This window comes from Streptomyces sp. NBC_00400 (assembly GCF_036048035.1).
GTDB lineage: Bacteria > Actinomycetota > Actinomycetes > Streptomycetales > Streptomycetaceae > Streptomyces.
In genome coordinates this window covers 1,655,662-1,680,182 of the sequence record NZ_CP107940.1, presented here as the reverse complement: position 1 = coordinate 1,680,182, position 24,521 = coordinate 1,655,662, and the positions used below count along the sequence as shown (strand labels likewise).

At 72.2% G+C, this 24,521-nt stretch carries 22 protein-coding genes; 13 read left to right on the top strand and 9 right to left on the bottom strand.

What is annotated here, in order from left to right; all coding sequences use genetic code 11:
* Positions 1 to 95: 95 nt before the first annotated feature.
* Genes OHS81_RS07385 through OHS81_RS07375 form a run of 3 tightly spaced genes read left to right on the top strand, consistent with a single transcriptional unit; the run spans position 96 to position 2,352 of the window.
* Entirely contained in the window at positions 96 to 815 is a 720-nt protein-coding gene (locus tag OHS81_RS07385) for a glycosyltransferase family 2 protein (protein WP_328383581.1), read from the top strand.
* Positions 812 to 1,606: a TIGR04282 family arsenosugar biosynthesis glycosyltransferase gene (locus OHS81_RS07380; RefSeq protein WP_328383579.1), complete on the top strand. Its 795-nt coding sequence runs from the start codon at positions 812 to 814 to the stop codon at positions 1,604 to 1,606. Before OHS81_RS07385 ends, OHS81_RS07380 begins: the two co-directional genes overlap by 4 nt.
* Positions 1,607 to 1,614: 8 nt before the next feature.
* Positions 1,615 to 2,352 carry a class I SAM-dependent methyltransferase gene (locus OHS81_RS07375; protein WP_328383577.1) on the top strand — a complete coding sequence of 246 codons (738 nt, stop codon included), beginning with the start codon at positions 1,615 to 1,617 and terminating at the stop codon, positions 2,350 to 2,352.
* Here OHS81_RS07375 and OHS81_RS07370 read toward each other — a convergent pair.
* Together OHS81_RS07370 and OHS81_RS07365 are read right to left on the bottom strand one after the other, a co-directional pair.
* Entirely contained in the window at positions 2,283 to 2,843 is a 561-nt protein-coding gene (locus OHS81_RS07370; RefSeq protein WP_328383575.1) for a hypothetical protein, read from the bottom strand. The genes OHS81_RS07375 and OHS81_RS07370 overlap by 70 nt on opposite strands.
* A 107-nt stretch (positions 2,844 to 2,950) precedes the next feature.
* The gene (locus OHS81_RS07365; protein WP_328383573.1) at positions 2,951 to 4,264 is read right to left on the bottom strand and encodes a molybdopterin-dependent oxidoreductase; all 1,314 of its coding nucleotides are present in this window, start codon (positions 4,262 to 4,264) and stop codon (positions 2,951 to 2,953) included.
* Between the two features lie 251 nt (positions 4,265 to 4,515).
* On the opposite strand from OHS81_RS07365, the gene OHS81_RS07360 reads away from it, so the two are divergent.
* Positions 4,516 to 5,997 (top strand): hypothetical protein, encoded by a 1,482-nt coding sequence (locus tag OHS81_RS07360; protein ID WP_443058664.1) that lies wholly within the window; start codon positions 4,516 to 4,518, stop codon positions 5,995 to 5,997.
* Positions 5,998 to 6,022: 25 nt separating this feature from the next.
* Here OHS81_RS07360 and OHS81_RS07355 read toward each other — a convergent pair whose 3' ends face one another.
* Both OHS81_RS07355 and OHS81_RS07350 read right to left on the bottom strand, forming a co-directional pair.
* Positions 6,023 to 6,280, bottom strand: coding sequence for a hypothetical protein (locus OHS81_RS07355; RefSeq protein ID WP_328383571.1), 258 nt, complete (start codon positions 6,278 to 6,280; stop codon positions 6,023 to 6,025).
* Between the two features lie 274 nt (positions 6,281 to 6,554).
* Positions 6,555 to 7,802, bottom strand: a complete 1,248-nt coding sequence (locus tag OHS81_RS07350) for a serine hydrolase domain-containing protein (RefSeq protein WP_328383569.1) — start codon at positions 7,800 to 7,802, stop codon at positions 6,555 to 6,557.
* A 401-nt stretch (positions 7,803 to 8,203) separates the two neighbouring features.
* On the opposite strand from OHS81_RS07350, the gene OHS81_RS07345 reads away from it, so the two are divergent.
* From OHS81_RS07345 to OHS81_RS07325, 5 genes are all read left to right on the top strand, one after another.
* A complete protein-coding gene (locus OHS81_RS07345) occupies positions 8,204 to 8,587 on the top strand; it encodes a hypothetical protein (RefSeq protein ID WP_311624122.1) in 384 nt (127 codons plus the stop codon).
* Between the two features lie 190 nt (positions 8,588 to 8,777).
* Positions 8,778 to 9,335, top strand: a complete 558-nt coding sequence (locus OHS81_RS07340) for an ATP-binding protein (protein ID WP_328383564.1) — start codon at positions 8,778 to 8,780, stop codon at positions 9,333 to 9,335.
* Positions 9,336 to 9,970: 635 nt separating this feature from the next.
* Positions 9,971 to 12,028 carry a phosphocholine-specific phospholipase C gene (locus tag OHS81_RS07335; protein WP_328383563.1) on the top strand — a complete coding sequence of 686 codons (2,058 nt, stop codon included), beginning with the start codon at positions 9,971 to 9,973 and terminating at the stop codon, positions 12,026 to 12,028.
* A gap of 270 nt (positions 12,029 to 12,298) precedes the next feature.
* Positions 12,299 to 13,357, top strand: coding sequence for an aldo/keto reductase (locus OHS81_RS07330; RefSeq protein WP_328383562.1), 1,059 nt, complete (start codon positions 12,299 to 12,301; stop codon positions 13,355 to 13,357).
* 321 nt (positions 13,358 to 13,678) lie between these two features.
* Positions 13,679 to 14,146 carry a hypothetical protein gene (locus OHS81_RS07325; RefSeq protein WP_328383561.1) on the top strand — a complete coding sequence of 156 codons (468 nt, stop codon included), beginning with the start codon at positions 13,679 to 13,681 and terminating at the stop codon, positions 14,144 to 14,146.
* Between the two features lie 24 nt (positions 14,147 to 14,170).
* Here the strand turns inward: OHS81_RS07325 and OHS81_RS07320 are convergent, their stop codons facing one another.
* Positions 14,171 to 15,352 carry a L,D-transpeptidase family protein gene (locus OHS81_RS07320; protein ID WP_328383559.1) on the bottom strand — a complete coding sequence of 394 codons (1,182 nt, stop codon included), beginning with the start codon at positions 15,350 to 15,352 and terminating at the stop codon, positions 14,171 to 14,173.
* Between the two features lie 503 nt (positions 15,353 to 15,855).
* On the opposite strand from OHS81_RS07320, the gene OHS81_RS07315 reads away from it, so the two are divergent.
* Entirely contained in the window at positions 15,856 to 17,160 is a 1,305-nt protein-coding gene (locus OHS81_RS07315; RefSeq protein ID WP_328383557.1) for a streptophobe family protein, read from the top strand.
* Positions 17,161 to 17,554: 394 nt separating this feature from the next.
* Positions 17,555 to 19,183, top strand: a complete 1,629-nt coding sequence (locus OHS81_RS07310) for a nucleobase:cation symporter-2 family protein (protein ID WP_328383555.1) — start codon at positions 17,555 to 17,557, stop codon at positions 19,181 to 19,183.
* Between the two features lie 78 nt (positions 19,184 to 19,261).
* Here OHS81_RS07310 and OHS81_RS07305 read toward each other — a convergent pair whose 3' ends face one another.
* Positions 19,262 to 19,987 carry a transcriptional regulator gene (locus OHS81_RS07305; protein WP_328383553.1) on the bottom strand — a complete coding sequence of 242 codons (726 nt, stop codon included), beginning with the start codon at positions 19,985 to 19,987 and terminating at the stop codon, positions 19,262 to 19,264.
* Positions 19,988 to 20,765: 778 nt separating this feature from the next.
* Positions 20,766 to 21,527, bottom strand: coding sequence for a TetR/AcrR family transcriptional regulator (locus tag OHS81_RS07300; RefSeq protein WP_328383551.1), 762 nt, complete (start codon positions 21,525 to 21,527; stop codon positions 20,766 to 20,768).
* 162 nt (positions 21,528 to 21,689) lie between these two features.
* Between OHS81_RS07300 and OHS81_RS07295 the strand changes: the two genes are divergently transcribed.
* A complete protein-coding gene (locus tag OHS81_RS07295; protein ID WP_328383549.1) occupies positions 21,690 to 21,911 on the top strand; it encodes a hypothetical protein in 222 nt (73 codons plus the stop codon).
* A 65-nt stretch (positions 21,912 to 21,976) separates the two neighbouring features.
* Positions 21,977 to 22,708 (top strand): Clp protease N-terminal domain-containing protein, encoded by a 732-nt coding sequence (locus OHS81_RS07290; RefSeq protein ID WP_328383547.1) that lies wholly within the window; start codon positions 21,977 to 21,979, stop codon positions 22,706 to 22,708.
* Between the two features lie 196 nt (positions 22,709 to 22,904).
* On the opposite strand, the gene OHS81_RS07285 is transcribed toward OHS81_RS07290, so the two are convergent.
* A complete protein-coding gene (locus tag OHS81_RS07285) occupies positions 22,905 to 23,813 on the bottom strand; it encodes a PDR/VanB family oxidoreductase (protein WP_328383545.1) in 909 nt (302 codons plus the stop codon).
* Positions 23,814 to 23,857: 44 nt separating this feature from the next.
* Positions 23,858 to 24,487, bottom strand: coding sequence for an MSMEG_1061 family FMN-dependent PPOX-type flavoprotein (locus OHS81_RS07280; RefSeq protein ID WP_328383543.1), 630 nt, complete (start codon positions 24,485 to 24,487; stop codon positions 23,858 to 23,860).
* Positions 24,488 to 24,521 lie beyond the last annotated feature (34 nt).

Here is a 24,521-nt window from a genome sequence, read left to right as displayed (position 1 = left end):
TCGCCCGCCGTCCGTCGCCCGCCGCCCCTCCGGTACCCGCGTGCCACAAGAACCTCCACACCCACCCCGTCCGCTTCTGATGCATAGGTGAAGGCGTGACCCACTCCCCTCCTCCCACCTCCCGAACCGCCTCGGTGGACGTCGTCCTGCCCTGCCTCGACGAGGCCGCCGCGCTGCCCTGGGTGCTGGCCCGGATCCCGGCCGGCTGGCGGGCGATCGTCGTGGACAACGGCTCCACCGACGGCTCGGCCGATATCGCCCGCGGTCTGGGCGCCACCGTGGTGCACGAACCGCGCCGCGGGTTCGGCGCCGCCTGCCATGCCGGACTGCTGGCCGCCGACGCCGACATCGTCTGCTTCTGCGACTGCGACGCCTCCCTCGACCCCGCGCTGCTCACCCCGTTCGTCCGCGCCGTCCGCGACGGCGAGAGCGACCTGGTGCTGGGCCGCCGCCGCCCCCAGGGACGCGGCGCCTGGCCGCCGCACGCCCGGCTCGGCAATCTCGCCCTCGCCCATATGCTGCGCCGCCGTACCGGACTGCGGCTGCACGACCTCGGCCCGCTGCGCGCCGCCCGGCGTACCGACCTGCTCGGCCTCGGCCTCACCGACCGCCGCAGCGGCTACCCCCTGCAGATGGTCGTCCGGGCCGCCGACGCGGGCTGGCGGGTCGACGAACGCGAGGTGCCCTACCGGCCGCGCACCGGCCGTTCCAAGGTCACCGGCACCTGGCGCGGCACCTGGCACGCGGTGCGCGATATGCGCACCGTCCTGCACCAGCCCCCGCTCCCGCACCGTACCGAGGAGACCGCCCGATGACCGCATCCGCCCACCGCCCGGAGCGCCCGGAGCGCCCGGAGCGCCCGGAGCGCCCGGAGCGCCCGGAGCGCCCGGAGCGCCCGGAGCGCCCGGAGCGCCCGGAGCGCCCGGAGCGCCCGGAGCGCCCGGAGTGTTCGGGGCATCCGGAGCATCCCGGGCCGACGACGCTCCTGGTCATCGCCAAGGAACCGGTGCCCGGCCGGGTCAAGACCCGCCTCACCCCGCCCTTCACCCCCGACGAGGCCGCCGAGCTGGCCGAGGCCGCGCTGTACGACACCCTCCAGGCCGTACGCGCCATACCGGCCCGGCGGCGGGCGATCGTCCTGGACGGCCGCCCGGGGGACTGGCTGCCGGACGGCTTCGAGGTCCGGCAGCAGGAGTCCGGCGGCCTCGACGAACGGCTTGCCGCGGCCTTCGCCGGCAGCACGGGCCCGACCCTGCTCATCGGTATGGACACCCCGCAGGTCACCCCGCAACTCCTCGCCCCTGCACTGGACTTCGACGCCTGGGACGGCTGCGACGCCTGGTTCGGCGCGGCCGAGGACGGCGGATTCTGGGCGCTCGGCCTGGCCGTCCCCGACCCCCGGCTGCTGCGCGGCGTCCCCATGTCCACCAGCCGCACCGGCGCCGCCCAGCGCGCGCGGCTGACCGCCGCCGGACTCCGGGTGCGGGACCTGCCGCCCTTGCGGGACGTCGACACCGCCGGTGATGCGGAGCGGGTCGCGGCCGCGGCCCCCGCCGGGCGGTTCGCCGCCACCCTCGCCCGCTTGACCCCGGTCACCGGCCGATGAGCACCGCCATGCCGCCCACGGCACAGACCGGCCGGTGCGACACCGTCACCTGGGGCGCTGACCCGTACGCCGATGCGCTGCGCCGCGGCCGCGGCCCGCTCTTTCTGCGGCGCAGCGACGGCTGGCTGCTGCCGCTGGAGGTCGAGCGCTGGTGCGCCGGGGCGGACGCCGCCGATCTGTCGGCGCTGCGCCGCTGCGAGGGCGCCGTCCTCGACATCGGCTGCGGCCCCGGCCGGCTGGTCGCCGCGCTCGCCGCCCAGGGCCGGCGGGCGCTCGGTATCGACGTCAGCGCGGCCGCGGTGGCCCGCACCGCGGCCGGCGGCGGCTCCGCACTGCACCGCTCCGTCTTCGATTCCCTTCCGGAGGAGGGGAGTTGGGGCACCGCCCTGCTCCTCGACGGCAACATCGGCATCGGCGGCGACCCGTACGCCCTGCTCACCCGCACCGCGGAACTGGTCGGCCGGCACGGCCTGCTGATCGTGGAGACCACCGCGGCGGACCTCGACGAACAGGTCCAGGTCCGGGTGGAGCGGGGAGACCACCCGGGCCCGGGGGAGCGGTCCGTGCCGGGCGAGCCGTTCCCCTGGGCCCGGGTCGGCGCCCCCGCGCTGCTGCGCTATGCGGACGCCGCCGGCTGGACCCCCGTCGAGCAGTGGACCGTCGCGGACCGGGCCGGTCAGCGGCCGGACGCCGGACGCTGCTTCGTCTCGCTGCGCCGCCGTGACGCCCCGCGCAGCCACCGCTGAACCGTACGGACCAGCAGCCACAGGGCGGACAGCGCGCACAGCCCGGCGGTGACCAGCAGCCAGCGGGCCAGGAACACCCCGCCGGGCAGCCGCGTCGTGGCCTCGTAGTGTGCGGCCGAGCCGCCGCCCGCCGAGCCCGCGATCAGCGGGAACCACACCAGCAGCAGCAGTCCGGACAACGCGGCGGGCACCCGGACATAGGCGGTCCGGGCCCGGTGCGGCCCGCTTCCCGCCGTCCAGCGGACCAGCACGCGGTCGGCGAGCGCATACAGCGGCAGCAGCACCAGATCGTGCAGCAGCGCCGCCCCGGCGAACCAGGCGAGCACCAGCGGCCACTGCCCGCCGGCCAGCAGCCGCACCCCCGCGTAGCCGGTGAGGGCGAACGAGGCGAGTAGCAGCAGCAGATGCAGCGGCCCCTCGCCGTAGCGGCGGGGGAGGCGCAGCGCCCCGAGCGCCCGCACCGCCCTTTCCCGTACCGCCTGTTCTCGCATGGCCGGCTGCCGGGCCTCCGCCGCCCTCTCCCGCAGGGCCCGTTGACGGTTCCGCCCCGCCCGCTCCCGCACGGCCGGTTGCCTCCTGCGCACCCTTACCCGCACCCTCACCACTCCCCGAACGTCAGCCGTGCAACCCACTTGGTCTGGAGCACCCCGGGAGCCGCCGGGACGATGATCCGCGCCGGATAGCCGTGGTCGGCGGACAGCTCGGCGCCGCCCACCCGCAGCGCGAGCAGCGAGGACGGATCGCGCACCTGGTTGTCGCGCAGTGCGGCCCGGCGGAACGCGCCGTGCAGCTGAAGCGACTCCACCAGCACACCGGGGGGCCGTTCGCCGAGCCCCACCAGCGCGGCGAGGTCCCGCAGCCGCACCCCGCTCCACTGCTGATCGCCCGTCGACCAGCCCTCGACACAGGCGATCGGCAGCGCCGCCGTGTGCTGGGGCAGCGCCAGCAGCTCGGCGCGGCCGAGCCGCACCCGCCGTCCGCCGCCCTCGATCGTCAACCGCCAGTCGTCTCCCGTCTCCCGGTCCCTGATGCCGACGGCCGCGGCGGTCTTGTTGATCTGGAAGCCGTTCGGGCCGTTGCCCACGTCCCGGCCCCCGTGCGGTGCCAGGAGGGCCGTCCGCCGCCACCATCCGCCGGCGCTCTGCCCGGCGGTCGTCGCGAACAGCAGCAGTGAACCGGCGCCGACCAGGCCCAGCGCTCCCCGCCGGGTCACCGTCGGCCGGTCCGGCCGGGCCGCCACCAGCCCGGTGTCATCGGCCGCCGGATCCGGGTCGGTGCGCTCGCGCAACGCCCGTACGGTCCGCGGCAGTCGCAGCACCACATGGACGGCGAACGCGCCCATGAACACCCAGGCGCCGTAGAAGTGCAGCGGATAGAACGACCCGGGGAAGACGTACTCCAGCTGGATGTTGAGGATGCCGGTGACGAACTCGAAGAGCGCCCCGCCGACCAGCAACAGCAGGGAGAGCCGTTCCAGCGCATGGCCGAGGGACCGGGCCGGCGGCAGGGTGAAGAGCTTGGGGATCACCGACCACAACTTCGCCAGCAGCACGGGCACCAGCGCGATCCCGACGGTGACGTGCAGCCCCTGGGTGAGCCGGTAGAGCCAGGAGGGGCCGGTCGGCCAGCTGAAGAGGTAGAAGCCCAGCAGGCCCTTGCCGGGCGTCTTGTCGTTGACACCGCCGGCCAGATCCGGGTTGTACGCGGCGTACGACAGCAGACCGGTCACGAACAGCAGCGTGATCCCGGCCAGCAGCACGACGCCGAGCAGCGCGGTCAGCCGCGGACCGCGCAGCGGACTGCGCCAGCGGGACGGCGATGCCGGGGGAGGCGGAGGGGAAGAGGAAGAGGGAGGGCGAGGAGAAGAAGAGGGAGGGGGAGAAGGGGAAGGGCGCGGGGGAGGGGCACTCATGGTGTGTGTCCTTGGCGATTGGCGCGACGAGGGTCCGCCGCCTGGCCTGTCCGGCGCTCGGGGCCGGAGGGGCATGGCTTCGACGGTATGCCGCCATGGGTGCGCCCAACGGGCTGTGACGCATGACGAAACTCTGACGTCGGGAGGCAGGAGCGCCCTTCGCCGGCCGGGGCCTCGGGGAAATCTGACGGAACGATGACGCCGTTGCCGCCGCACGGGCGTTGCCCCCGAACGGCGCCTAGCGTGCCGCTGTGACCTCCCGTGCGACCCCCCGTCCGGCCTCGCAGCCGGTCTCCTGTCCGTCTCCCCGTCCGGCCCCCGAAGGCCCGGCCCCCGAAAGCCCTGCCGCGGAACGCGCCGCGCGCCGCCGCGATCTGGTGGCCGCAGCGGGCGCCGCCCTCCTTGTCGCGGTGGCCGCACTGGTCGGCACCGTCATCGAGCACGCCAACGGCAGCCTGCACGTCAACTGGCCCCCGCTGTACGCCTCGTGGTCCCCGCACCTGGGCCCCGGAACCCCCGCCGCGCTCGTGGTCGCCGTCGTGGTGATCGTCCACGGACCTTCCCTCGCGGCCCGGTTGCCCTGGCGCCGCCTCGTCCTGTCGGGCTGGGCCGCCGCCCTGGCCTGGACGGGGGCGCTGGCGCTGATAGACGGCTGGCGCACCGGTATCGCCGGCCGGCTCACCACCGCCTACGAATACCTGACCGTCATCCGCCGCTTCGACGACCTCGGGCCGGCGCTGCGTGACTTCACCCACCACATCCTCAACAACGCACCGGACCACTGGCCCGCCCATGTCGCGGGGCATCCACCGGCCGCCGTCCTCACCTTCGTCGGTCTGGACCGCATCGGCCTGGGCGGTGGCGGCTGGGCCGGCATCTGGTGCCTCACGGCCGGCACCTCCGCCGTGGCCGCGGTCCTCATCGCGCTGCGCGCCCTCACCGACGAGCCGACCGCCCGCCGGGCCGCGCCGTTCCTCGTGCTGACCCCGGCCGCGGTCTGGGTGGGCACCTCGGCGGACGGCTACTTCGCGGCCGTCGCCGCCTGGTCCCTGGCGCTCCTCGCCCTCGCCGCCACCCACCCCACCCGCCCCCGGCCACCGCTGAGAGCCGCCCCCGTCCCGGCCGCCGCTGCCCTCGCCTCCGGGCTCCTCCTCGGCCTGACCTGCTACCTCTCCTACGGCCTCACCCTGATCGCCCTGATCGCCGCGGCGATCTTGCTGCTCACCCGCACCGCACGGCCGCTGCCCTTCCTGGCGGCCGGGGCGCTGGCCGTCGCGGCCGTGTTCACCCTCGCCGGATTCCGCTGGTGGGAGGGGTACCAGCTGCTGGTCGAGCGCTATTACCAGGGTGCCGCCGCGGTCCGCCCGTACGCCTACTGGGTATGGGCCAATCTCGCCTGCACCGTCTTGATCATCGGCCCCGCGACGGTGGCGGCTCTGCGCCGCACCCTCACGGCGGCCCCCACCGCCCTGCGGGGTCTCGGCCCGTCCGCCGGACCCCTGCGCGCGCCCACCGCCCGGCTGGCCGTCCTCGTGACGGCCGTGCTGCTCGCCGTGCTGACCGCCGACCTCTCCGGGATGAGCAAGGCGGAGACCGAACGCATCTGGCTGCCGTTCGCCGTCTGGCTGCCGGCGGCCTGCGCACTGCTGCCCACGGCCCGGCACCGCCGCTGGCTGACCGCGCAGGCAGTACTCGCTCTGCTGATCAACCACCTTCTGTACACCGGGTGGTGACGGGCCATCAGGAGGGGCAGGGAGGTCAGGCGAGGTAGGGGCGGGTCGAGTTGACCCGGCCGGGGCGCAGGATGCGGATCGGGCCGAGATTGCACGACGGGCAGTCGGTCAGGGTCAGCGGGGAGCGGACCCGGGCGCCCCGGGCGAAGTAGTCGGCCCGCCGGTGGCCGGACAGATCCGTGGTGTGCCGGATCTCGTACTCCTCCTCCCAGCCGTGTCCACAGTGCAGACAGACGAATGCATAGGCCTCGTGAACCGTCTCGGCGTCCCGTTCCATGGTCATCACGCCCTCTCGGGCCCGCCGCACTCGCGCCGGGCCGGATGCATGCCGCACTTCCCATTATTGCGCTCTGCAACGGGGTTCGCGGAGGCGGATTTCCGGGCCCCCGATGACCTTTGACAGGGCCCGCCACCAGGCACGATGCCCCGGGCGGGGGTAAAGGCACCATGGGGCACGACGCACGACGCACGACGCACGACGCACGACGCGCAGCGCGCACCGCGGCAGGCCGGGGCGGTCGAGCCCGGCGACGATCTCGGTCAGGACGTCGAGGAGGTCAGCGCCGCGGCGCCGCCGCCCGGATCGGCCGCGCCGTGAGGCGGCCGGCGCCGGGCCGCCGGAGCTGCGCCAAGGCCTGGTACACCGCCCGGACCAGGCCGCGGTTGCGCGGGTCGTCGCCGGTCGTGCCACCGCCGTACTTGTTCATGGTGTACGCGAAGGACAGCCGGTTCTCCGGATCCGCGAAGGCGTACGAGCCGCCCGCGCCGCCGTGCCCGAACGCCCCGGGGTTGGGACCCGCCTGGCCCCGGTGGTTGAGCATGTAGCCGAGGCCCCAGCGGTGTTCGTGGCCCGCGGGGGCCATCGCGTCGATCGTCAGATCACGTTCGCCCGGCAGGCTCTGCGGCCGGCGCATCGCTTCCAGGGTGCCGCGCCCGACGAGCTCGCCGCCCGCCAGCGCCCCGTACACGGCCGCCAGCCCATGGGCACTGGCATGGGCATTGCCCGCCGGGATCTCGGCCGACCGGTAGGCGGCACTGTTGACATCGCCGGTGGGGATGGACATCAGCGCCAGCATCACCACGGCGAGCGGATGGTCGGCGAGAGTGCGGAACGGCGGCTTCGGTACGCCGGGGAACTGCGCGGCGATCCGCGCCTCGTCCAGCCGCCCGACCATGTCCGCACAGCGGGCGTGCTCCTCGGCGGGGGTGCCGATGAACACCCCCGCGCCCAGCGGCCCGGTGATCTCGCTGCGCAGGAACGCACCGAGGGACTGCCCGGTGATCCGCCGTACGACCTCGCCCACCAGGTATCCGAAGGTCACCGCGTGGTAGCCCTGCGCGGTGCCCGGCTCCCACCACGGCTCGGTCGCCGCCAGGGCGGCGCACACCCGGTCCCAGTCGTAGGCGTACCCCTCGGGGAGCGGCACCCGGGGCGCGATCAGACCGGCGCGGTGGCTGAGCAGCCAGCGGACGGGGAGGTCCTGCTTGCCGGCCTGACCGAACTCGGGCCAGTACCGGGCCACCGGCGCGTCGAGGTCCAACTCGCCCCGGTCCACGAGGAGATGGGCGCACAGCGCGGTCATCCCCTTGGACGTCGAGTAGACATTCACAAGGGTGTCGTGCTCCCAGGCGCGGGTCCCGGCGGCGTCCGCGTGGCCGCCCCACAGATCGACCACCGCCTCGCCCTCCAGGGTCACCGTGACCGCCGCGCCGATATCGCCGTGCTCGCGGAAGTTCCGCTCGAACGCTTCCCGTACGCCGGTGAAGCCCGGTGCGCAGTGGCCGTCGACGGTGGCTGTTCCCACGGTGGCTCTCCTCGCGTCGTCCGAGTGCGGTGATCCCGTACGTCCGTACGTGCGTGTGGCGTCTACCGGATGATCCGTCCGGGCCGATGCCCGTGGCAACCATGTGGGTCCGGACGGCTCAGCGGCGCGTGTCCGGATTCCGCCCCCTGCCGCGCCGCCGTCCAGCCGGTGATCCTCGCCCCCCGCCTGGCTCGTCCGCGAGCCTTCTGCGGCGGACCGCCGGGTGCCGGGGAGTTCACCCGGCCGGTCCTGGGGGTGTCCCGGACGGCGGCCGCTGCCGGGGCGCGCGGTGGCGTCCGTCCTGCCCCCGTCCTGCGGTTCTCCGGTCGCACACACCGTTCCGTGGGGCGAGCCTGGAAGCGTTCGGCTCCCGGAGGACGGCCGCAGAGGAAGGTCCCACAGTGAACAGCGCGAAACCGGCAGGCACGCAGCACGTCTCGGCCGAGGTGGTGGTGGAACTGGAGAGCTGTGCGACGCAGGACGCGCATGCCGTCTTCAGCGCGCTGCGCACCTCGTTCACCTCCGACCGGGCCGCGGACGACGTACCCGAGGAGGTCGCCGGGGCGGGCTCGACCGTGTGGACCTCGACCTTCGACGTGAGCGACCGCAAGTCCGCGGCCGAGCCCCGCCGGCTGACCGCCCCCGTCCTGGTCAGTCTCCAGGGCGGCTACTGGGCCGTCGACGAGCTGTGCAAGGGCCTGGAGTCCGCGTTCACGGTCCACGTCCTCGGCACGGCCGCCGGCGACCAGGAGAAGGAAGTCGAGCTCCGGCTGGAGACCCGCTAGACGGGTGCGGGGCGCCCCCCCCGCACCCGTGAGACGGGGGCACCGGCAGGCCCGTGATCTGTTGCGGAACCCGCCCCGCGGGGTCACCATGACAAATGACCCATACGTGATAAATGCTCACTCTTCGTGTTTCGGGGTTCGTTGGTCCAACGAGGTGAAGCGCGTGAGCCTCGCGGTGAGGAGCCACGACATGACACTTCCCGGCGACCGGCACTACACGGTCGAACTGCATGCTTCGGCGGAGCGTGTGCCGCAGATCCGGCGGATCCTTGCCGCGCACCTGCGGTACTGGGATCTCGAACTGCATATCCCGCCCGTATGCCGGGGAGTGGCGGAACTCCTGACCAACGTCCATCGCCATATCGGCCCGGACGCCCGGTGCGTCGTCGAACTCCGCTGGAGCGGCCGCCACCTCACCGCGTCCGTCGCCGACGAGGGCCCACGGCTGCCGAAGCTGCGCTCCGCGGCCGGCGGCGGGCTCTCCACAGTGGCGGCGCTCAGCGACAGTTGGGGCACCTGTGGCACCCCGGACGGCAAGGTCATCTGGTTCACCCGCCGGGTCGAGGCGACCCGCAAGTCCCGGCTGACCAGCCGCACTCCGCTGCGTAGCGTGCCCGACGCGAAGGGCCAGCCGGCGGTGCCTCCGGCGGTACCGGTCGAACCGCTCGTCGAGCCCGTACCCGAGGCCGCATCCGAGGTCGCCGCCGCGGAGGCCGCCCCGTCGTCGTCCGGGGTACTGGTCGTCTGACGCACCTCTGGCCCTCCCGCCTCGCCCGGCACCCCACCGGCCCGCCCACGAGACGCTGACGCCGGCCTCTGTCACGCCTCGCGGGCGGGCCGGTAACCGTCCGCCGGGCCTCCCACGGGCGCGCGCCACGCCGCCGCCCGGGAGACATCGCCGTCCGGGCGCCACCGCCGCCCGGGGCACGGCGTTGCGCGGATACGGCTCCGCGCGCGGGCACGGCTGCTGCGCGGGTACCGCGCTGCTCGGACACACCGCCCCGCACTCCTGCCGACACGGCAGTTGAGGAATCGCCCCGCTCCAGGCCCTGCCCCGCCCCGCGTTGCCCTGCCGCGATGCCGCCCGGCGGACGTGCGGGCGCGCCCGCCCTCCTTTCGCGTCCGGGCCCCCGGCGCCGACCCGCCCACCGCGCCGCCCCGTGCCCCCATTCCCCCGGAATACCGGCACGCCCCGCACGACCAGGGAGTTCGTCGCGCGTACGGCGATGTGTCACACCTGGGACACCCCCCCTTCCCCGGACGCCGTTCCTCTTGGAACACTCTGCAGACCCGGTTTCCTCACAGCTCCCGGTACCACCGCACAGCATCGACCCCCATTTCGCGAACGCCCCCCCACACACACGACATGAGGTCCCCAAAGTCATGGCTGAACTGAATCGGCGCCGTTTCCTCCAGATAGCCGGCGCCACCGCGGGCGTCTCGGCCCTGTCGAGCAGCATCGCCCGTGCGGCGGCCATCCCCGCCACGCGGCGCTCCGGCTCCCTCAAGGACATCGAGCATGTCGTCGTCCTGATGCAGGAGAACCGTTCCTTCGACCACTACTTCGGCTCGATGAAGGGCGTACGCGGCTTCGGCGACCCGCGCCCGCTCATCCTGGACAACGGGAAGTCCGTCTGGCACCAGCCGGACGGCTCCCAGGACGTCCTGCCCTACCACCCGGACGCCGAGAACCTCGGTATGCAGTTCATCGAGGGCCTCGACCACGAGTGGGCGGGCGGCCACAAGGCCCGGAACGACGGCAAGTACGACAACTGGATAGCCGCCAAGACCACTGGGACGATGGCGCACCTGACGCGCAAGGACATCCCGTTCCACTACGCGCTCGCCGATGCGTTCACCATCTGCGACTCGTACCACTGCTCGTTCATCGGGGCGACCGACCCCAACCGCTACTACATGTACACGGGCCACGTCGGCAACGACGGTTCGGGCGGCGGCCCCGTCCTCGGCAACGAGGAGGCGGGGTACAGCTGGACGACGTACCCGGAGCGGCTGGAGAAGGCCGGGATCTCCTGGAAGTTCTACCAGGACATCGGTGACGGCCTGGACGCGGACGGGAAGTGGGGCTGGATCGAGGACGCCTACCGCGGCAACTACGGCGACAACTCGCTGCTCTTCTTCAACCAGTACCGCGACGCCAAGCCCGGCGACCCGCTCTACGACAAGGCCCGTACCGGCACCAACGCCAAGCAGGGCGACGGCTACTTCGACCGGCTCAAGGCCGATGTGAAGGCCGGCAAGCTCCCGCAGGTCTCCTGGGTGGCCGCCCCCGAGGCCTTCTCCGAGCACCCCAACTGGCCCGCCAACTACGGCGCCTGGTACGTCTCGCAGGTGCTGGACGCGCTCACCTCCAACCCCGAGGTGTGGAGCAAGACCGCCCTGCTCATCACGTACGACGAGAACGACGGCTACTTCGACCACGTCCTCCCGCCCTTCCCGCCGGCCTCCGCCGACCAGGGCAAGTCGACCGTGGACACCTCACTCGACTACTTCGGCGGCAACGCCAAGTACGCCGCCGGCCCCTACGGCCTCGGCCAGCGCGTCCCCATGATCGTGGTCTCCCCCTGGAGCACCGGCGGCTACGTCTGCTCCGAGGTCTTCGACCACACCTCCATCATCCGGTTCCTGGAGCGCCGCTTCGGGGTGCACGAGCCCAACATCTCGCCGTGGCGGCGGGCCATCTGCGGCGACCTGACCTCGGCCTTCGACTTCGGCCTGGAGAACACCAAGCCGGCCGCGCTCCCCGCCACCGACGGCTACCGGCCGCCGGACAACGACCGGCACGACAGCTATGTGCCGAAGCCGCCCGCCAACCCCGTCCTGCCCAAGCAGGAGCCGGGCTCCCGGCCGTCGCGTCCGCTGCCGTACGCACCGCTCGTCGACGGGACCGCCGCCCCCTCCACCGGGCGCTACACCCTCACCTTCAGCGGTGGCGACAAGGCCGGTGCCTGCTTCACCGTCACCGCGGGCAACCGCACCGACGGCCCGTGGACGTACACCACGGAGGCCGGCAAGCGGATCTCCGACACCTGGAACACCTCGTACTCCAAGGACGTGTACGACCTGTCGGTGTACGGCCCGAACGGTTTCCTGCGTACCTTCAAGGGCGACGGCAAGAAGGCCGGACCCGAGGTGACCGCCCGTCACGACGCGACGGCCGGCCGCGTCGAACTCACCCTGACCAACCACGGCCGCACCGACTGCCACCTCACCGTCACCCACGCCTACGGCGGGGCGAGCGAGACCTACACCGTCCGTGCGGGCGCCACCGTCAAGAAGCCGGTCGACCTGCGCGCCAGCAAGCGCTGGTACGACCTGTCGGTCACCTCCGACACGGACAAGACCTTCCTGCGCCGCCTCGCCGGCCATGTGGAGAACGGCGAGACGGGTGTGAGCGACCCGGCGATCATCACCGGCTGAGCGGACGGGCGGCGGCGGGCGGACGGCAGCGGACTCCGTCCCCCCCGCCTGCTGCCCGTTGCCCGTTCGCGGCTCCCGGGAGGCACGTTCGCCGCGCCCACGGGCCGGGGCCGGCACCCCCACGGGTGCCGGCCCCGGCCCGCCAGGCGCTCGCGCCGCCGAAGAGGCCGGAACCGGCCCCCGGCGCCCGGCCACGCCTTGCCTTGGAGGACGCTCCAGCTCCTAGCGTGAGCGCACGACCGGAGAGCTGCGCTGATCGAAGGGAACCACGTGCGCTACACACTGTTCGGCAGGACCGGCCTGCGGGTGAGCGAGCTGAGCCTCGGTGCCATGACCATCGGCGAGGACTGGGGCTGGGGCGCGGCCAAGGACACCAGCGGCCGGATCCTGGACGCCTACGCGGAGGCCGGCGGCAACTTCATCGACACCGCCAACAACTACACCGACGGCGCCTCGGAGCGGATCCTGGGGGAACTGCTCGAAGGCCGCCGGGACCGCTTCGTGCTGGCGAGCAAATACACCTGCGCGACCCGCAAGGGCGATGTGAACGCGGCGGGCAACCACCGCAAGAGCCTGGTCCGGTCGGTGGAGGAGAGCCTGGAGCGGCTGCGCACCGATTACCTCGATGTGCTGTGGGTGCACGCACGGGACAACTTCACGCCCGTGGAGGAGGTGATGCGGGCGCTCGACGACCTGGTGCGCTCGGGAAAGGTGCTCTACCTCGGCGTTTCCGACTGGCCCGCCTGGGAGATCGCGCAGGCGAACACCCTCGCCGAGCTGCGCGGCTGGACCGCGTTCGCCGGCTCGCAGCTGCGCTACAACCTGCTGGAGCGGACGCCGGAGCGCGAACTGCTGCCGCAGGCCCGCGCCTTCGACCTGGCCGTACTGGCCTGGGCGCCGCTCGCGGCCGGGCGGCTCACCGGTAAGTACCGCCGCGGGGAGACCGGCCGGCTGGATGTCGTCGGTGAGACGGACCGGTCGGACCACCACACCGAGGAGACCGTCACCGCGGTGCTGGAGATCGCCGAGCAGGGGGGCTGGAGCCCGGCACAGGTGGCGTTGGCGTGGCTGCGCGGCCGGCCCGGCAACATCATCCCGGTCATCGCCGCCACCAAGGAGAGCCAGCTTCTCGACAACCTCGCCGCGGTGGAGGTCACGCTGGACGCCGACGCGCAGGCGCGGCTCGACCGGTGCAGCGCCGTACCGCTGGGCTTCCCGCACGACTTCCTGCGGGAGCCGGGCATCACCGAGAACGTCTACGGCGACCGCTGGGCCGAGATCGACGACCGGCGCTCCACCTACCGCCGCACGACGAGTGAGATCCGCTGACTGCCGCTGCCGCTGCCGCTGCCGCTGCCACGGTCACTGCCGCTGCCTCGCCGCGCACAAAGCGGCGTCGGCGCCCGGGCGGCCGGACACCCTGACGTCCGGCCGCCCGCCCGCCCGCTCGCCGGCCTGGCTGCCCGCCTCCCCGGCCGCCCGGTACGCCGAACGCCGCCGCCCGGATGGCCGGGCGGCGGCGTCTGCGGTCTATTGAGGTGTGTGCGGCCCGACGGGACCGGGCCGGCCGGGCGGCGGCCCATCGGGAGCCCCCCGGCTCACCGCCGGCTGCTTCGGCTACGGCCGCCCACCGAGAGGCTTGGAGAAGCCGTGGCACCAGACAGCTCCGTTCCGCACCACGGGCGGCCGTCCGGCCGCGGGCGGTCCGGCCGGGCCGCCCGCGGTGTCGCACGGCTGCTGGCGGCGGCCGGCCTGGCACTGGACGCCTACGTCCACGCCCGGCTCGCCGGCCGCTACGACGGGGTCACGGCGACCATCAGCCAGGGCCTGCTCTTCCGTATCGAGGCCGCGCTGGCCGCACTCGCCGCCGTGCTCGTGCTGGTCTGGCGCCGGCCGGCCGCCGACACCTTCGCCTGGCTCGTCGCGACCGGCGGACTCGCGCTGCTGCTCCTCTACACCTACGTGGACATCGGCGCGCCGGGACCGCTGCCGGACATGTACGAACCGGGCTGGAGCGCCGACAAGAAACTGGCCGCCCTGGCCCAGGCCGTTGCCGTCCTGGCCACCGTCTTCCTGCTGCTCACCCGCACCCGCGGCCCCGCCAGGCACCGCAGATGACCGACGGAACGCCGGCCGCCCGGGTCAGTGCTGCAGGGCGCTGCGCTGCTGCCACTCGGTCCAGCTCTCCTGCCAGACCTCCAGGCCGTTGCCGACGTCGGTCTTGTTGGTGTTGCTGGTGCCCTTCACCTCGACCGTGGAGCCGATCGACAGGAAGTCGTAGGCCCTCTTGGCATCCGAGGTGGACATACCGAAGCAGCCGTGGCTGTTGTTGACCACGCCGAGCGACTTGTTCCACGGGGCGGAGTGCAGGAAGGTCCCGGACGCGGTGAGGTGGGTGACCCACTTGGAGTCCAGGCTCCACTCGTCGCCATGGCCGATGGTGGCGGAGTCCATCGTCTCGGCCGCGTTCTTGCTGCGTACGGTGTGCACACCGCCGCGGGTCGGGTCCTGCGGGGAGCCCGCGGAGCCGGTGATGGTGCCGACGCTCTTGCCGTTCTCGTACATGGTCATCTTGTGCGAGGGCACATCGATGACGGCCTTGTGGTCGGCGCCGATGCGGAAGCCGAAGTTGTAGTCCCGGGCGAACCAGCCGCCGTCGTCGCCGGAGTTGATCCCGGACAGCGCGCCCTTGACGTCGACCTTGGTGCCGGACGGCCAGTAGTCCTTCGGCCGCCAGTCGATCCGGTCCTTGCCGGAGTAGTCCTTGACCCAGCCCCAGGCACCCTCGACCTTCGGCTGGGTGGTGACCTTCAGCGCCTTCTCGATCTCGGCGCGCCGGTCCTTCACCACCGGGTGGTCGAAGAGGATCGATATCGGCATTCCGGTGCCCACGGTCTGCCCGCCGCCGGGGGTGTTGGTGAGCTTGTTGACCTTGCCGGCCTGCTCCGTGGTGAACTCCGAAGTGGCGGCGGACTCCTTGCCCTGCGCCGACTTCGTCCTCGTCCGCACGGTGTAGGTGGTCTGCGGCTTGACCTTGCCGTCCGACTTCCATGACGCGCCGTCACCGGCGAGCTGCCCGGTGACCGTGCCGCCCTTGTCGTCCTTGACCTCGACCGAGACGAGCTTTCCGTCGTCGGCCCGCACGGATATGCCCGAGCCGAGCTTGACCGACTTGCTTCCGGCGGCCGGGGTGACGGTCACCTTCGCCGCAGGCTGGTCCGCCTTCGGCGCGTCGGCACCCGGCCCGCACGCGGTCAACAGCGTCCCCGTCGCTATCAGGGCGGGTATCAACCGTACGGAGTGGCGGCGTGATCCGGCGTACACGGGGGTCCTTCCCAAGCAGAACAACTGACGGTGGCGGAGCGCGGCCCTGTGCGGGGGTAACCGCCAAGGGCTGCCATGCCCCACCGCATAGGCAGAGGGTCTGTGCGCTTCGGTGGTTGTCCGGTGCACCGGATCATTAGGACACAGTTCGATATCGGGCCCGCGGGAGAGCGGGCAGGCTGCGGGGCGGGCAGGCGGCGGGTGTTCTTCGGTCGCCCGCCGCTTGGCGCCGTCCGCAAGCGGGGTTCCGCGCCGGTGCTTACGGTGGTGTGTGCATCCCGTGCATCCCGTGTGTCCCGCGGGTGCCGTGCGCCCTGCGCATCCCGTGGATGCCGTGGATCCCGTGTATGCCGGTGATGTGCCGGAGAGGTATCCGGTGCCGGTGCCGTCGTTCCGGGGTGCCTGTCCCTCTCATCCGGGCGTCTCATCCAGGCATCGGCCAAGGTGTGGTGTCCTCCCAGACGGATCGTCAGTACGCGGTCCCGTGACCGGCAGGAGAGAGCGTGAGCCAGACGCGAGGCCCGGCGCCGGCCGGTTCGCCGGGCCCCGTGCGCCGCCGCGGCGCACCGGCCGCGGTCCGGGCCTGGGCGGAAGCGCTCGGCGCGGCCGTGGCGGGCATCGTCACCATGATCGTGGTTGCCGCACTCGGCCTGTGGGCGGCGGGTGCGGCGGACCTTCCCGGTGCGGCGTTTCCCTCCGTGGTCGCCGCCACGGTGCTGGTCGCGGCGGGCGGTTCGGTCGGTCTCTCCGGCGATGTCGGCGGCCTCGCGCAGGCCGATGCCGCCCTGGACGTCGTACCGCTGTCGGTCACGCTCGCCGGTGCGCTGGTGACCGCCGCCGTCTTCCTGCTGCCGCTGCGCCACCGGGCGGTGGCAGGCAGCGGGGAACTGCTCGCCCGGGTCGCCCGAACGGCGGTGTGCTGGCTGCTGCTTCTGCTGCTGCTCACGCTCGCCGCCCGGCACAGCTTCCGGATCACCGTGGGCAACGACCTGGCCGACCGGCTCGGCGCCGAGCTGGGCGCCACCCCCACCGTCGGCTTCCGCGCCGATGTGCCCGCGACGCTCGGGGCCGGACTGCTGTGGATCCTGGCGCTGCTCGTGCTGGCCTTCCTGGTCTCGCGCCGTGCCCCGCTCTCTCCCGGGCTGCTGCGTTTCCAGGACTCCGTACGGCCGCCCGCCTTCGCCGTGCTGCTGACTCTGCTCTGCTACGTCGTGATCGGACTGGTCATCGGCATCGTCGAGCTCATCACCAAGGACCACCCGGCCGAGACCTTCGCCGTCATGTTCCTCGGACTGCCGAACGTCGCCTGGATGGCGCTGGGCATCGGCACCGGCGGAGCCTGGGTGGGGCATGTCGACAAGGCCATCGGACTGCCCCTGCCGCACGTCCTCGACCAGGTGCTCCGCGCCCACGGGAAGCGCACCCTCGACCTCGGCGCGCTGGCCCGGTACGACGGCCGGGCCTGGCTCCTGGTGGCGGTGGCGGGCGTGGTGCTGCTCGTTGCGGCCTTCGCCGCAGCGGTCCGCTCCCCGGCCCGGCGGCCGGCCTGGCGGCATGCCGTCGAGATGGCCGTGGCACTGGCCATCACCCTGCCGGCCGTCGGCCTGCTCACCCGCATCTCCGCCCACTACGGGCTCTCCCTGATGGGCCTCGGTGACCTCGGCGGCGGCTTGGGCGGCGAGGTCACCCTGGAGCCGCAACTCCTCCGGCTGGCGGGCGTCGGCCTCGCCTGGGGGCTGGTCACCGGCTTCCTCGGCGCCGTGCCCGCGCGGCGGGTACGCCATCCGGGCGAGGTGGAGAAGCCGTAGCGGAAGCCGGCGCCGCGGAAGCCGACGTTCCGGGGGCGCCGTCCCCACACCATCAGCCGACGCGCACGAAGCCCTCTCCCCATAACGGGGATTTCAGGCCATGATCCCGCTTTATCCGAGCGAATGCGACCGGCTACTCGCGAGGAACGGCGCAGGTCAACTAAGGTGAACGCTCCGATTAGTCCCCTTGTACATTCCATGGAAATGCCGGAATTTACTGCGCTGATCGAAGGAAGTCCTGCCGAATCAGGACACACCGTGCAGCGCAGGGCTACGTGGTGTCGGCGACACCGCTCAACGTCGGCTTTGTAAGACCCAGCCGGCCCGTCCGTCCCCCGGAACGCGACGGCGCCGGTTCCTTCTTATTCACCTACCTCGCGAAGGCAAGGCAGAGATGGCACGAGTCTCCCGACAAACCCCCCAGCAGTTCTCCGGCCGGCAGGCCCACCCCGTCGACGAGGTGCTCCCCGTCGCCAAGCTCACCCTCTACGGGTTCCAGCACGTCCTCGCTTTCTACGCCGGAGCGGTGATCGTCCCGATCATCGTCGGGAACGCCCTGGGCCTCTCCCATGAGGAGCTCGTCTATCTGATCAACGCGGACCTGCTGACCTGCGGTGTCGCCTCGATCATTCAGGCCCTCGGTATCTGGAAGATCGGCGCCAGGCTGCCGCTGGTCCAGGGCGTCACCTTCACCGCGGTCTCGCCGATGATCGCCATCGGCCTGGGCGCGGGCGGCGGCACCGCGGGACTGCTCGTCGTCTACGGCGCGGTGATCACCGCGGGCATAGCGACGTTCCTGTTCGCGCCGTTCTTCGGCAAGCTGGTGAAGTACTTCCCGCCGGTCGTCATCGGCACGGTCCTCACCATCATCGGCCTCACCCTGATCCCGCAGGGCCTGCAAGACGCGGCCGGCGGTGCGAAGTTGATCGGGCACCCCGGATACGGCGATCCCAAGAACCTCGCCTACGCGCTGGGCACCCTGCTCTTCATCCTGGTCGTGGTCCGGCTCGGGAAGCCGTATCTGAGCAGCCTCGCCGTACTGCTCGGGCTGGTCGCCGGTACCGCGGTGGCCTGGCTCCTGGGCGATGCGGATTTCGGTGCGGTGAAGGATGCCGACTGGTTCGGTGTCAGCACGCCCTTCCACTACGGCATGCCGAAGTTCGAGCTGTTCCCGATCATCGCCATGGTCGTCGTCATGCTGATCACCATGGTGGAGACCACCGGAGACGTCTACGCCATCGGGGAGGTCACCCGTAAGAAGGTCGACAACACCACGGTGGCCAACGCCCTGCGCGCCGATGGAGCCGCCACCATTCTCGGTGGAGTGTTCAACTCCTTTCCCTATGCGGCGTTTGCGCAGAACATCGGCCTGGTGCGGATGTCGAAGGTCATGAGCCGGTTCGTGGTGGTCGCGGCCGGCGGTTTCATGATCGTCCTGGGGCTGCTGCCGAAGGCGGGCAGCGTGGTGGCCGCGATTCCGCATCCGGTGCTCGGTGGTGCCGCGATCGCGATGTTCGGCATGGTCGCCGCGGTCGGCATCCAGATCCTGGGCAAGGTGGATCTGCGCGAGGAGCGCAACGCCCTGATCCTGGCGGTCAGCCTCGCCGCTGCGCTGCTGCCCAACGCGGTCGCGCCGTTCTTCGAGCGGATGCCGGAGGACGTCCGGGCCGTCCTCAACAGCGGTATCACGCTGGGCAGCCTGACCGCCGTCCTGCTCAACCTCTTCTTCAACGTCTTCACCCGCCGCAGCACGATGGAGATCGACTGGGACGACATCGAGGGCGACGAGCCGGAGGAGGCACACGGACCGGTGGGAGCACACGAGCCGGTCGGCGCGTACCGGCCGGCGGACCCGTTCCCCCCGCAGGGCGCGCACGCGCCGCAGAGCCCGCACGCGCACCAGGGTCCCTATGACCCGCAGGGCCCGCGCAACCCGCAGGCCCCGCACGCCCCGCAGGGCCCCCACACCCAGCAGGGCCCGGGCGGACCGCAGGGCCCGCACTGGGGCGCCCCCGGCAACTGACGCCAACGGCCGCGGGCGGGGAGGGAACCGCATCCCGGTCCCTCCCCGCCCGCGGGCGTCCGCCCCTCGCCGCTCCCGTCAGTGGGTGGCCACGGAGTTGAACGGCGGCGCCTCGCCCGCCTCCCCGATCAGGTCCCAGAAGTGGTCGACCAGCCGGCGCAGATACGCCGAGCGCTCGGCCGCGACCTCCTTGAGCCGCGAGTCGTCGTTCCGCGCCACCACATGCCCCATATAGCGCTCGGAGAACTCCGCGAACTCCGCATGCATCGTGCGCAGGGCATCGCTCACCCGGGTCTTGTTCAGCGTGGTGATCTTCGCGACCGCTCCGACGTGCCCCTTCCAGCGCCCGTCGATGGCCGACCGCAGATGCCCGGCCAGCTCGTCGTTGTGCCCCATCACCCCGATCAGCTTCCGCAGCGACAGCCCCAACGCCTCCACCAGTGCCTTGGTCTGCCGGTAGTCGCCGCTCCACTGATGCGCCGACTCGGCCGCCCAGTACATGGCCGGATCCATCCCGATCAGCTGCGCCAGCCGCTCCACGCTCAGCTGCCGGGCCATCCGGTGTTCGGCCAGGGTCCGGGGCTCGACGCCCATCAGCACGGTCGGCGGGCACCACAGGACATCGGCCAGGGCGAAGAGCTGCGGCTCGGACGGCGCCTGGGTGCCGTACTCCCAGGCCTCGATCAGCTCGGGACGGACCGGCGCGCCGCACGCCGTCATGGCCTGGGCGACCTGAGCCGTACTCAGGCCCACCCGGGCCCGCGCGGATCTGGCCTCTGCGGAGGAAAAGGGAGTGCTGTACACCTACGGGACACCTCGCTGCACCCGGCGAACGGGGGTGCTTGTGGGGAGAGGAGATGGAGGAACATCCAGGAGCGGGCAGATTAACAGATAGTCGATAGGTACGAATCTCCCAGTTCCCCAACGAGGCGAAGGCGGGCAAGGGCCGCGAGGACGGACGGGCAGGAGATGTGCACCATCTGTCCGATTTCCCGCATCAACCCGCTTACTGGGTATAGCCGATGCCTCGGTGCTTACCGGGCGGTAGCGGTTCTTGATGCCACACGGACGACGCAGCGTAATAAGAGCGTTACGTGGATGAGGGTGTGGTGTCACCGTGCGCGTCAAGGCCGGCGTCAGCGGCCGCCTCCGCTCCACGGGCCCGGCCCGCGAACGCCTGTCACACCTGAAGAGCCGTCACGCCTGGAGCGTACGAAGCGCTTGACGGACCTGAAGTACGGGAAACGCCTGAAGTACCTGAATCACCTGAATCACCTGAAGTGCCTGCAACACCCGACATTCGGTCCTCCCCTCCACGATCCGATCAGGAGGGGACCCTTCATATGCGATCAGTGCTGGAACGCGCTTGTGCGTTCCGAGGCTTGGGGCCTGCCCCGGCAGTCGTGCGCCCGCGCGCCCTCGTCCGCTCCCGCAGGGACGGACCCGTGAAGTGAGCGCACCCGCAGGCCCGCTTCGGCGGCTCCGCGGCCGGGATGGGGCCGGTCGTGCCGACGGCCGCCCTCGGTGAGCGGGGCCGGCTCGGCCTACTGATCTTCAGCACCGCCACCCCCTTCGCCGGAGATCAGCGCAGCGTGCGCCGGTCTCCGGCGAAGATCTTGTCGAGGTGGTAATCGAGCGTACGGCGTACGTCCTCCAGCGTGCGGCGCCGGTGGAGCACATCCTGGCCCAGCCCCACCGCCCCGGACACCAGCAGGTCCGCCTCGCGCCACGGGTCGAGGTCCGGGGCGGTCCGCCCGTCGCGCTGCGCCGCGGCGATCAGCTCCGCCACCAGCCGCTCCAAGGGCTGGTCGGCGGGCAGAAAGACCTCGGCGAGCTCCGGGTCGGTCAGGCTGCGGGCGTAGTACGCGGCGAACACCCGCAGCGCGGTGGTGCGTTGGGCGTCCACGGGCAGAAACTCGTCCAGCACCGCCTGCAGCAGGGCACGGGGATCGGTGGCGTCGAACCGGATACGGGAGCGGGCGATGCGTTCGTTCTCCTCGTGCAGCAGCTGCAGTGCGTCGACCAGCAGCCGGTGCTTGCTCGCGAAGTGGTACTGGACCGCGCGCAGCGACACCCCGGCCTCGGCCGCGACCTCCCGCAGGCTCGCCGCGTGCAGCCCCCGTTCGGCGGCGATCCGCCAGAGCGCCTCGGCGATCTGCCGGCGCCGCGGCGAGGGGGCACCGGGCGCCGCGGGCCGCCCGGCCGCCGGGGCGGGCGGCTGCTTGCGCCGCCGGTACGCCTTCGCCTGACAGCTCCGCGAGCAGTAGAGCGCCGGCCGGCCCCGCCCCGGGGCCGGGGCGGCCGCGGCGCACATCCGGCACACGGGCCCCCTGGCGGCCTTCATTTCGTCACGCTCATTTCCCATTAGGAACCCTCGAATTGTGTGACGTAAATCGAATTAATCAGTAATGCAGCGGCAGTTTCTCTTTTGCCAATGATACGTTCGTAACGTTCCGAGGGGACGCGGAACGCCATGGGAGAACTCTCCGAGGGGGCTTGGGAATCGATGAAGTACGACATCCTGCAGATCGTCGGCGCCGCCGTGACGGTGGTCTTCACCCAGGGGGCGATCCGGCTGCTCGTCGATCGCGACGACACCGGACTCCTGGGGTGGCTGGGTGGTGGATTCGCGCTCACGCTGTCCGTGCACGGAGTGCTGGTGGCCGTGGGTGTGCTGCTGGCGGGCTGGTCCCACACCCGGGCGAAGGCGCTCGGCCGGAGGGGCTGATCCGTCCGGAGTGGAGTGTCAACCATGGGTTGACAGGGTTTCGACTGTCAACCTAGGGTTGCCTCATGGTGGAACCGACTCAGATCAACAACCCCGTCCGCCTCGACGACCTCATCGAGGCCATCAAGAAGGTGCACGGCGACGCCCTCGAACAGCTTCAGAGCGCGGTCGTCGCCGCTGACCATCTCGGCGAAGTGGCCGACCATCTCATCGGCCACTTCGTCGACCAGGCCCGCCGCTCCGGCGCCTCATGGACCGAGATCGGCAAGTCCATGGGCGTCACCCGGCAGGCCGCCCAGAAGCGGTTCGTGACGAAGGACGAGCCGGCGCCCGACATGAGCCAGGACTTCGGCAGGTTCACCCCCCGGGCCAGGAGCGTCGTCGTCGCGTCCCAGAACAAGGCCCGCGAAGGCGCTCACCCGCAGATCGGCGCGGAACACCTCGTGCTCGGCCTGCTCGACGACCCGGAAGGGCTGGCCGCACGGGTGCTCGTCGCCCAGGGCGTACCGCTGGAGACGGTCGCAGCGGCCGCGACCGAGGCGCTGCCGGAGCCCTCCGGTGAGCCGCTGCCCGCCCTCGTGCCCTTCGACGCCCGTGCGAAGAAGGCACTCGAACTCACCTTCCGCGAGGCGCTGCGACTGGGCCACAACTACGTCGGCACGGAGCACCTGTTGCTGGCACTGCTGGAGCAGGAGAACGGCGAGGGCGTGCTCAGCGGACTCGGCCTCGACAAGACGACCACGGAGGAGCACGTGTCGGCCGCCCTGACGGCGGTCCGGGAGAAGCTGCAGGAGTAACCGCAGGGACAGCAGTGGTGCCGGCCCGCCCGCCCGTGCCCGACGGGCGGGCCGGCACCGCGGCGACGTCACCCGTTCCCCGGTGCGAGCTTCTGCGAGCCCGCCAAGGGGTCGCCGGCGTCGGCGGGACTGTATGTCCGTCGGCTATATCGGCTATGCCGGCTATGAGAAAGGAGCGTTCCCGGTGCCCGTCTCGTCAGAGGTCCAGGACGAGGCGCGGGGTCAGGGCGCGGGAGACGCAGGCGTACATCCGGCCCTCCGGGGCGCCGATGTCGTCGCGGTGCTCGGGCCGGCCGTCGAGGACGGTGAGTTCACAGCTTCCGCAGACGCCTTCGCGGCATCCCGACGGGAGAGGGTGCCCGGCGTGTGCCAGGGCGTCGAGCAGCGTCTTGTCGGCCGGCACCCGGACCGTACGCGCCGACCGCGCGCACACCGCCTCGAACTCCGTGTCGGGGCCGAACGTCTTGGGCGCCGGGCGGAACCGTTCCACGCGCAGCCGTTCGGCCGGGAACGCGGCCTCCGCCGCAGCCAGCATCGAGGCGGGGCCGCAGCAGTAGACCAGCGTGCCGGGTGCCAGCCCCGCTGCCAGGGCCGCGAGGTCCGGCCTGCCCTGCTCCGCGGTGGCGACGATCCGGACCCGCTCGCCGTACGCGGCCCGCAGCTCGCCGGCGAACGGCATGGTCGCGGCCGAGCGCCCCACGTACACGAGGGAGACCGGGACGCCCGACCCGGCCGCCGCGCGCAGCATCGGCAGGACGGCGGTGATCCCGATGCCGCCCGCGAGGAAGAGGTAGGCGGGCGCGGGGACGAGCGGGAAGTGGTTGCGGGGGAGGGACACATCGAGGGTGCGGCTCCGGCGCAGGAACCGGTGGACATATTCCGATCCGCCCCGGCTGAGGCGTTCGTGGCGTACGGCGATGCGGTAGGACTCCCGGTCGGCCGGGTCTCCGCACAGCGAGTACTGCCGGGTGAGCCAGTTCGGCAGCGCCAGGTCGATGTGCGCTCCGGGCTCCCAGGGTGCGAGCGGCCCTGTGGTGCCGCGCAGGCGGAGGGTGACGGTGTCTTCGGCGATGGGTTCGATGCGGTCGACGACGGTTTGCTGCATGGATAGTCCTAGGGGAAGTCCTGGGGCAGGCCCGGTCGTTGCGGTCAGTAGAGCTTGCGGTAGACCTCTTCGAGTGCGGCGTCGATGTCGGCCGGGGCGGTGTCGAGGCCGAACTGGGCCGCGGTCACCTCGCCGGGCGACGGGATCTCGTCGGCGAGGGCCTGGCTGGCGGGGTCCCACAGCCGGGAGCGGAGGAGCGCGCGCCCGCAGTGGAAGTACGCCTCGGCGACGTCCACCACGAGCGCGAGCTCCGGCTCGCGCGCCTCGGTCCGCATCCGGGCGAGCACGTCGGGCTCGTCGGTGGGGTAGGCGCGGCCGTTGACGCGAAGAATCTCGGGCAGCCCGGGGATCAGGAAGGCCAGCCCTATCCCGTCGTTCTCGGCGAGGTTGCGGAAGGAGTCGGCGAGCTTGTTGCCGGGCCGGTCGGGGAGGGCGAGCGTGTGCGCGTCCAGGACTTTCACGAACCCCGGATAGTCGCCACGGGGCGAGCAGTCGGCGCGGCCCGCCGCGTCCGCCGTGGCCATCGTCAGGAAGGGGGAGTGGGCGATGAAGCGGTGGAAGTGCTCGTCTATACAGCCGAGGATCTTGGCTCTGATCCTCTCCTCGGGTTCGCCGAGCCGGGCACGGACATCGGCGGGCGAGACCCGCCGGGGGCGTGTGCTGGTCTGCGTCACGCGGGGGCTCCTTCCGGAGGGGGAGCACGGGCAG

Bases quoted from the DNA above. Each gene is read 5' to 3' on its own strand.
- OHS81_RS07380 (WP_328383579.1), top strand. From the start codon at position 812: ATGACCGCATCCGCCCACCGCCCGGAGCGCCCGGAGCGCCCGGAGCGC.
- OHS81_RS07375 (WP_328383577.1), top strand. From the start codon at position 1,615: ATGCCGCCCACGGCACAGACCGGCCGGTGCGACACCGTCACCTGGGGC.
- OHS81_RS07370 (WP_328383575.1), bottom strand. From the start codon at position 2,843: ATGCGAGAACAGGCGGTACGGGAAAGGGCGGTGCGGGCGCTCGGGGCG.
- OHS81_RS07365 (WP_328383573.1), bottom strand. From the start codon at position 4,264: ATGAGTGCCCCTCCCCCGCGCCCTTCCCCTTCTCCCCCTCCCTCTTCT.
- OHS81_RS07355 (WP_328383571.1), bottom strand. From the start codon at position 6,280: ATGACCATGGAACGGGACGCCGAGACGGTTCACGAGGCCTATGCATTC.
- OHS81_RS07340 (WP_328383564.1), top strand. From the start codon at position 8,778: ATGACACTTCCCGGCGACCGGCACTACACGGTCGAACTGCATGCTTCG.
- OHS81_RS07335 (WP_328383563.1), top strand. From the start codon at position 9,971: ATGGCTGAACTGAATCGGCGCCGTTTCCTCCAGATAGCCGGCGCCACC.
- OHS81_RS07310 (WP_328383555.1), top strand. From the start codon at position 17,555: ATGGCACGAGTCTCCCGACAAACCCCCCAGCAGTTCTCCGGCCGGCAG.
- OHS81_RS07300 (WP_328383551.1), bottom strand. From the start codon at position 21,527: ATGAAGGCCGCCAGGGGGCCCGTGTGCCGGATGTGCGCCGCGGCCGCC.
- OHS81_RS07295 (WP_328383549.1), top strand. From the start codon at position 21,690: ATGAAGTACGACATCCTGCAGATCGTCGGCGCCGCCGTGACGGTGGTC.
- OHS81_RS07290 (WP_328383547.1), top strand. From the start codon at position 21,977: ATGGTGGAACCGACTCAGATCAACAACCCCGTCCGCCTCGACGACCTC.
- OHS81_RS07285 (WP_328383545.1), bottom strand. From the start codon at position 23,813: ATGCAGCAAACCGTCGTCGACCGCATCGAACCCATCGCCGAAGACACC.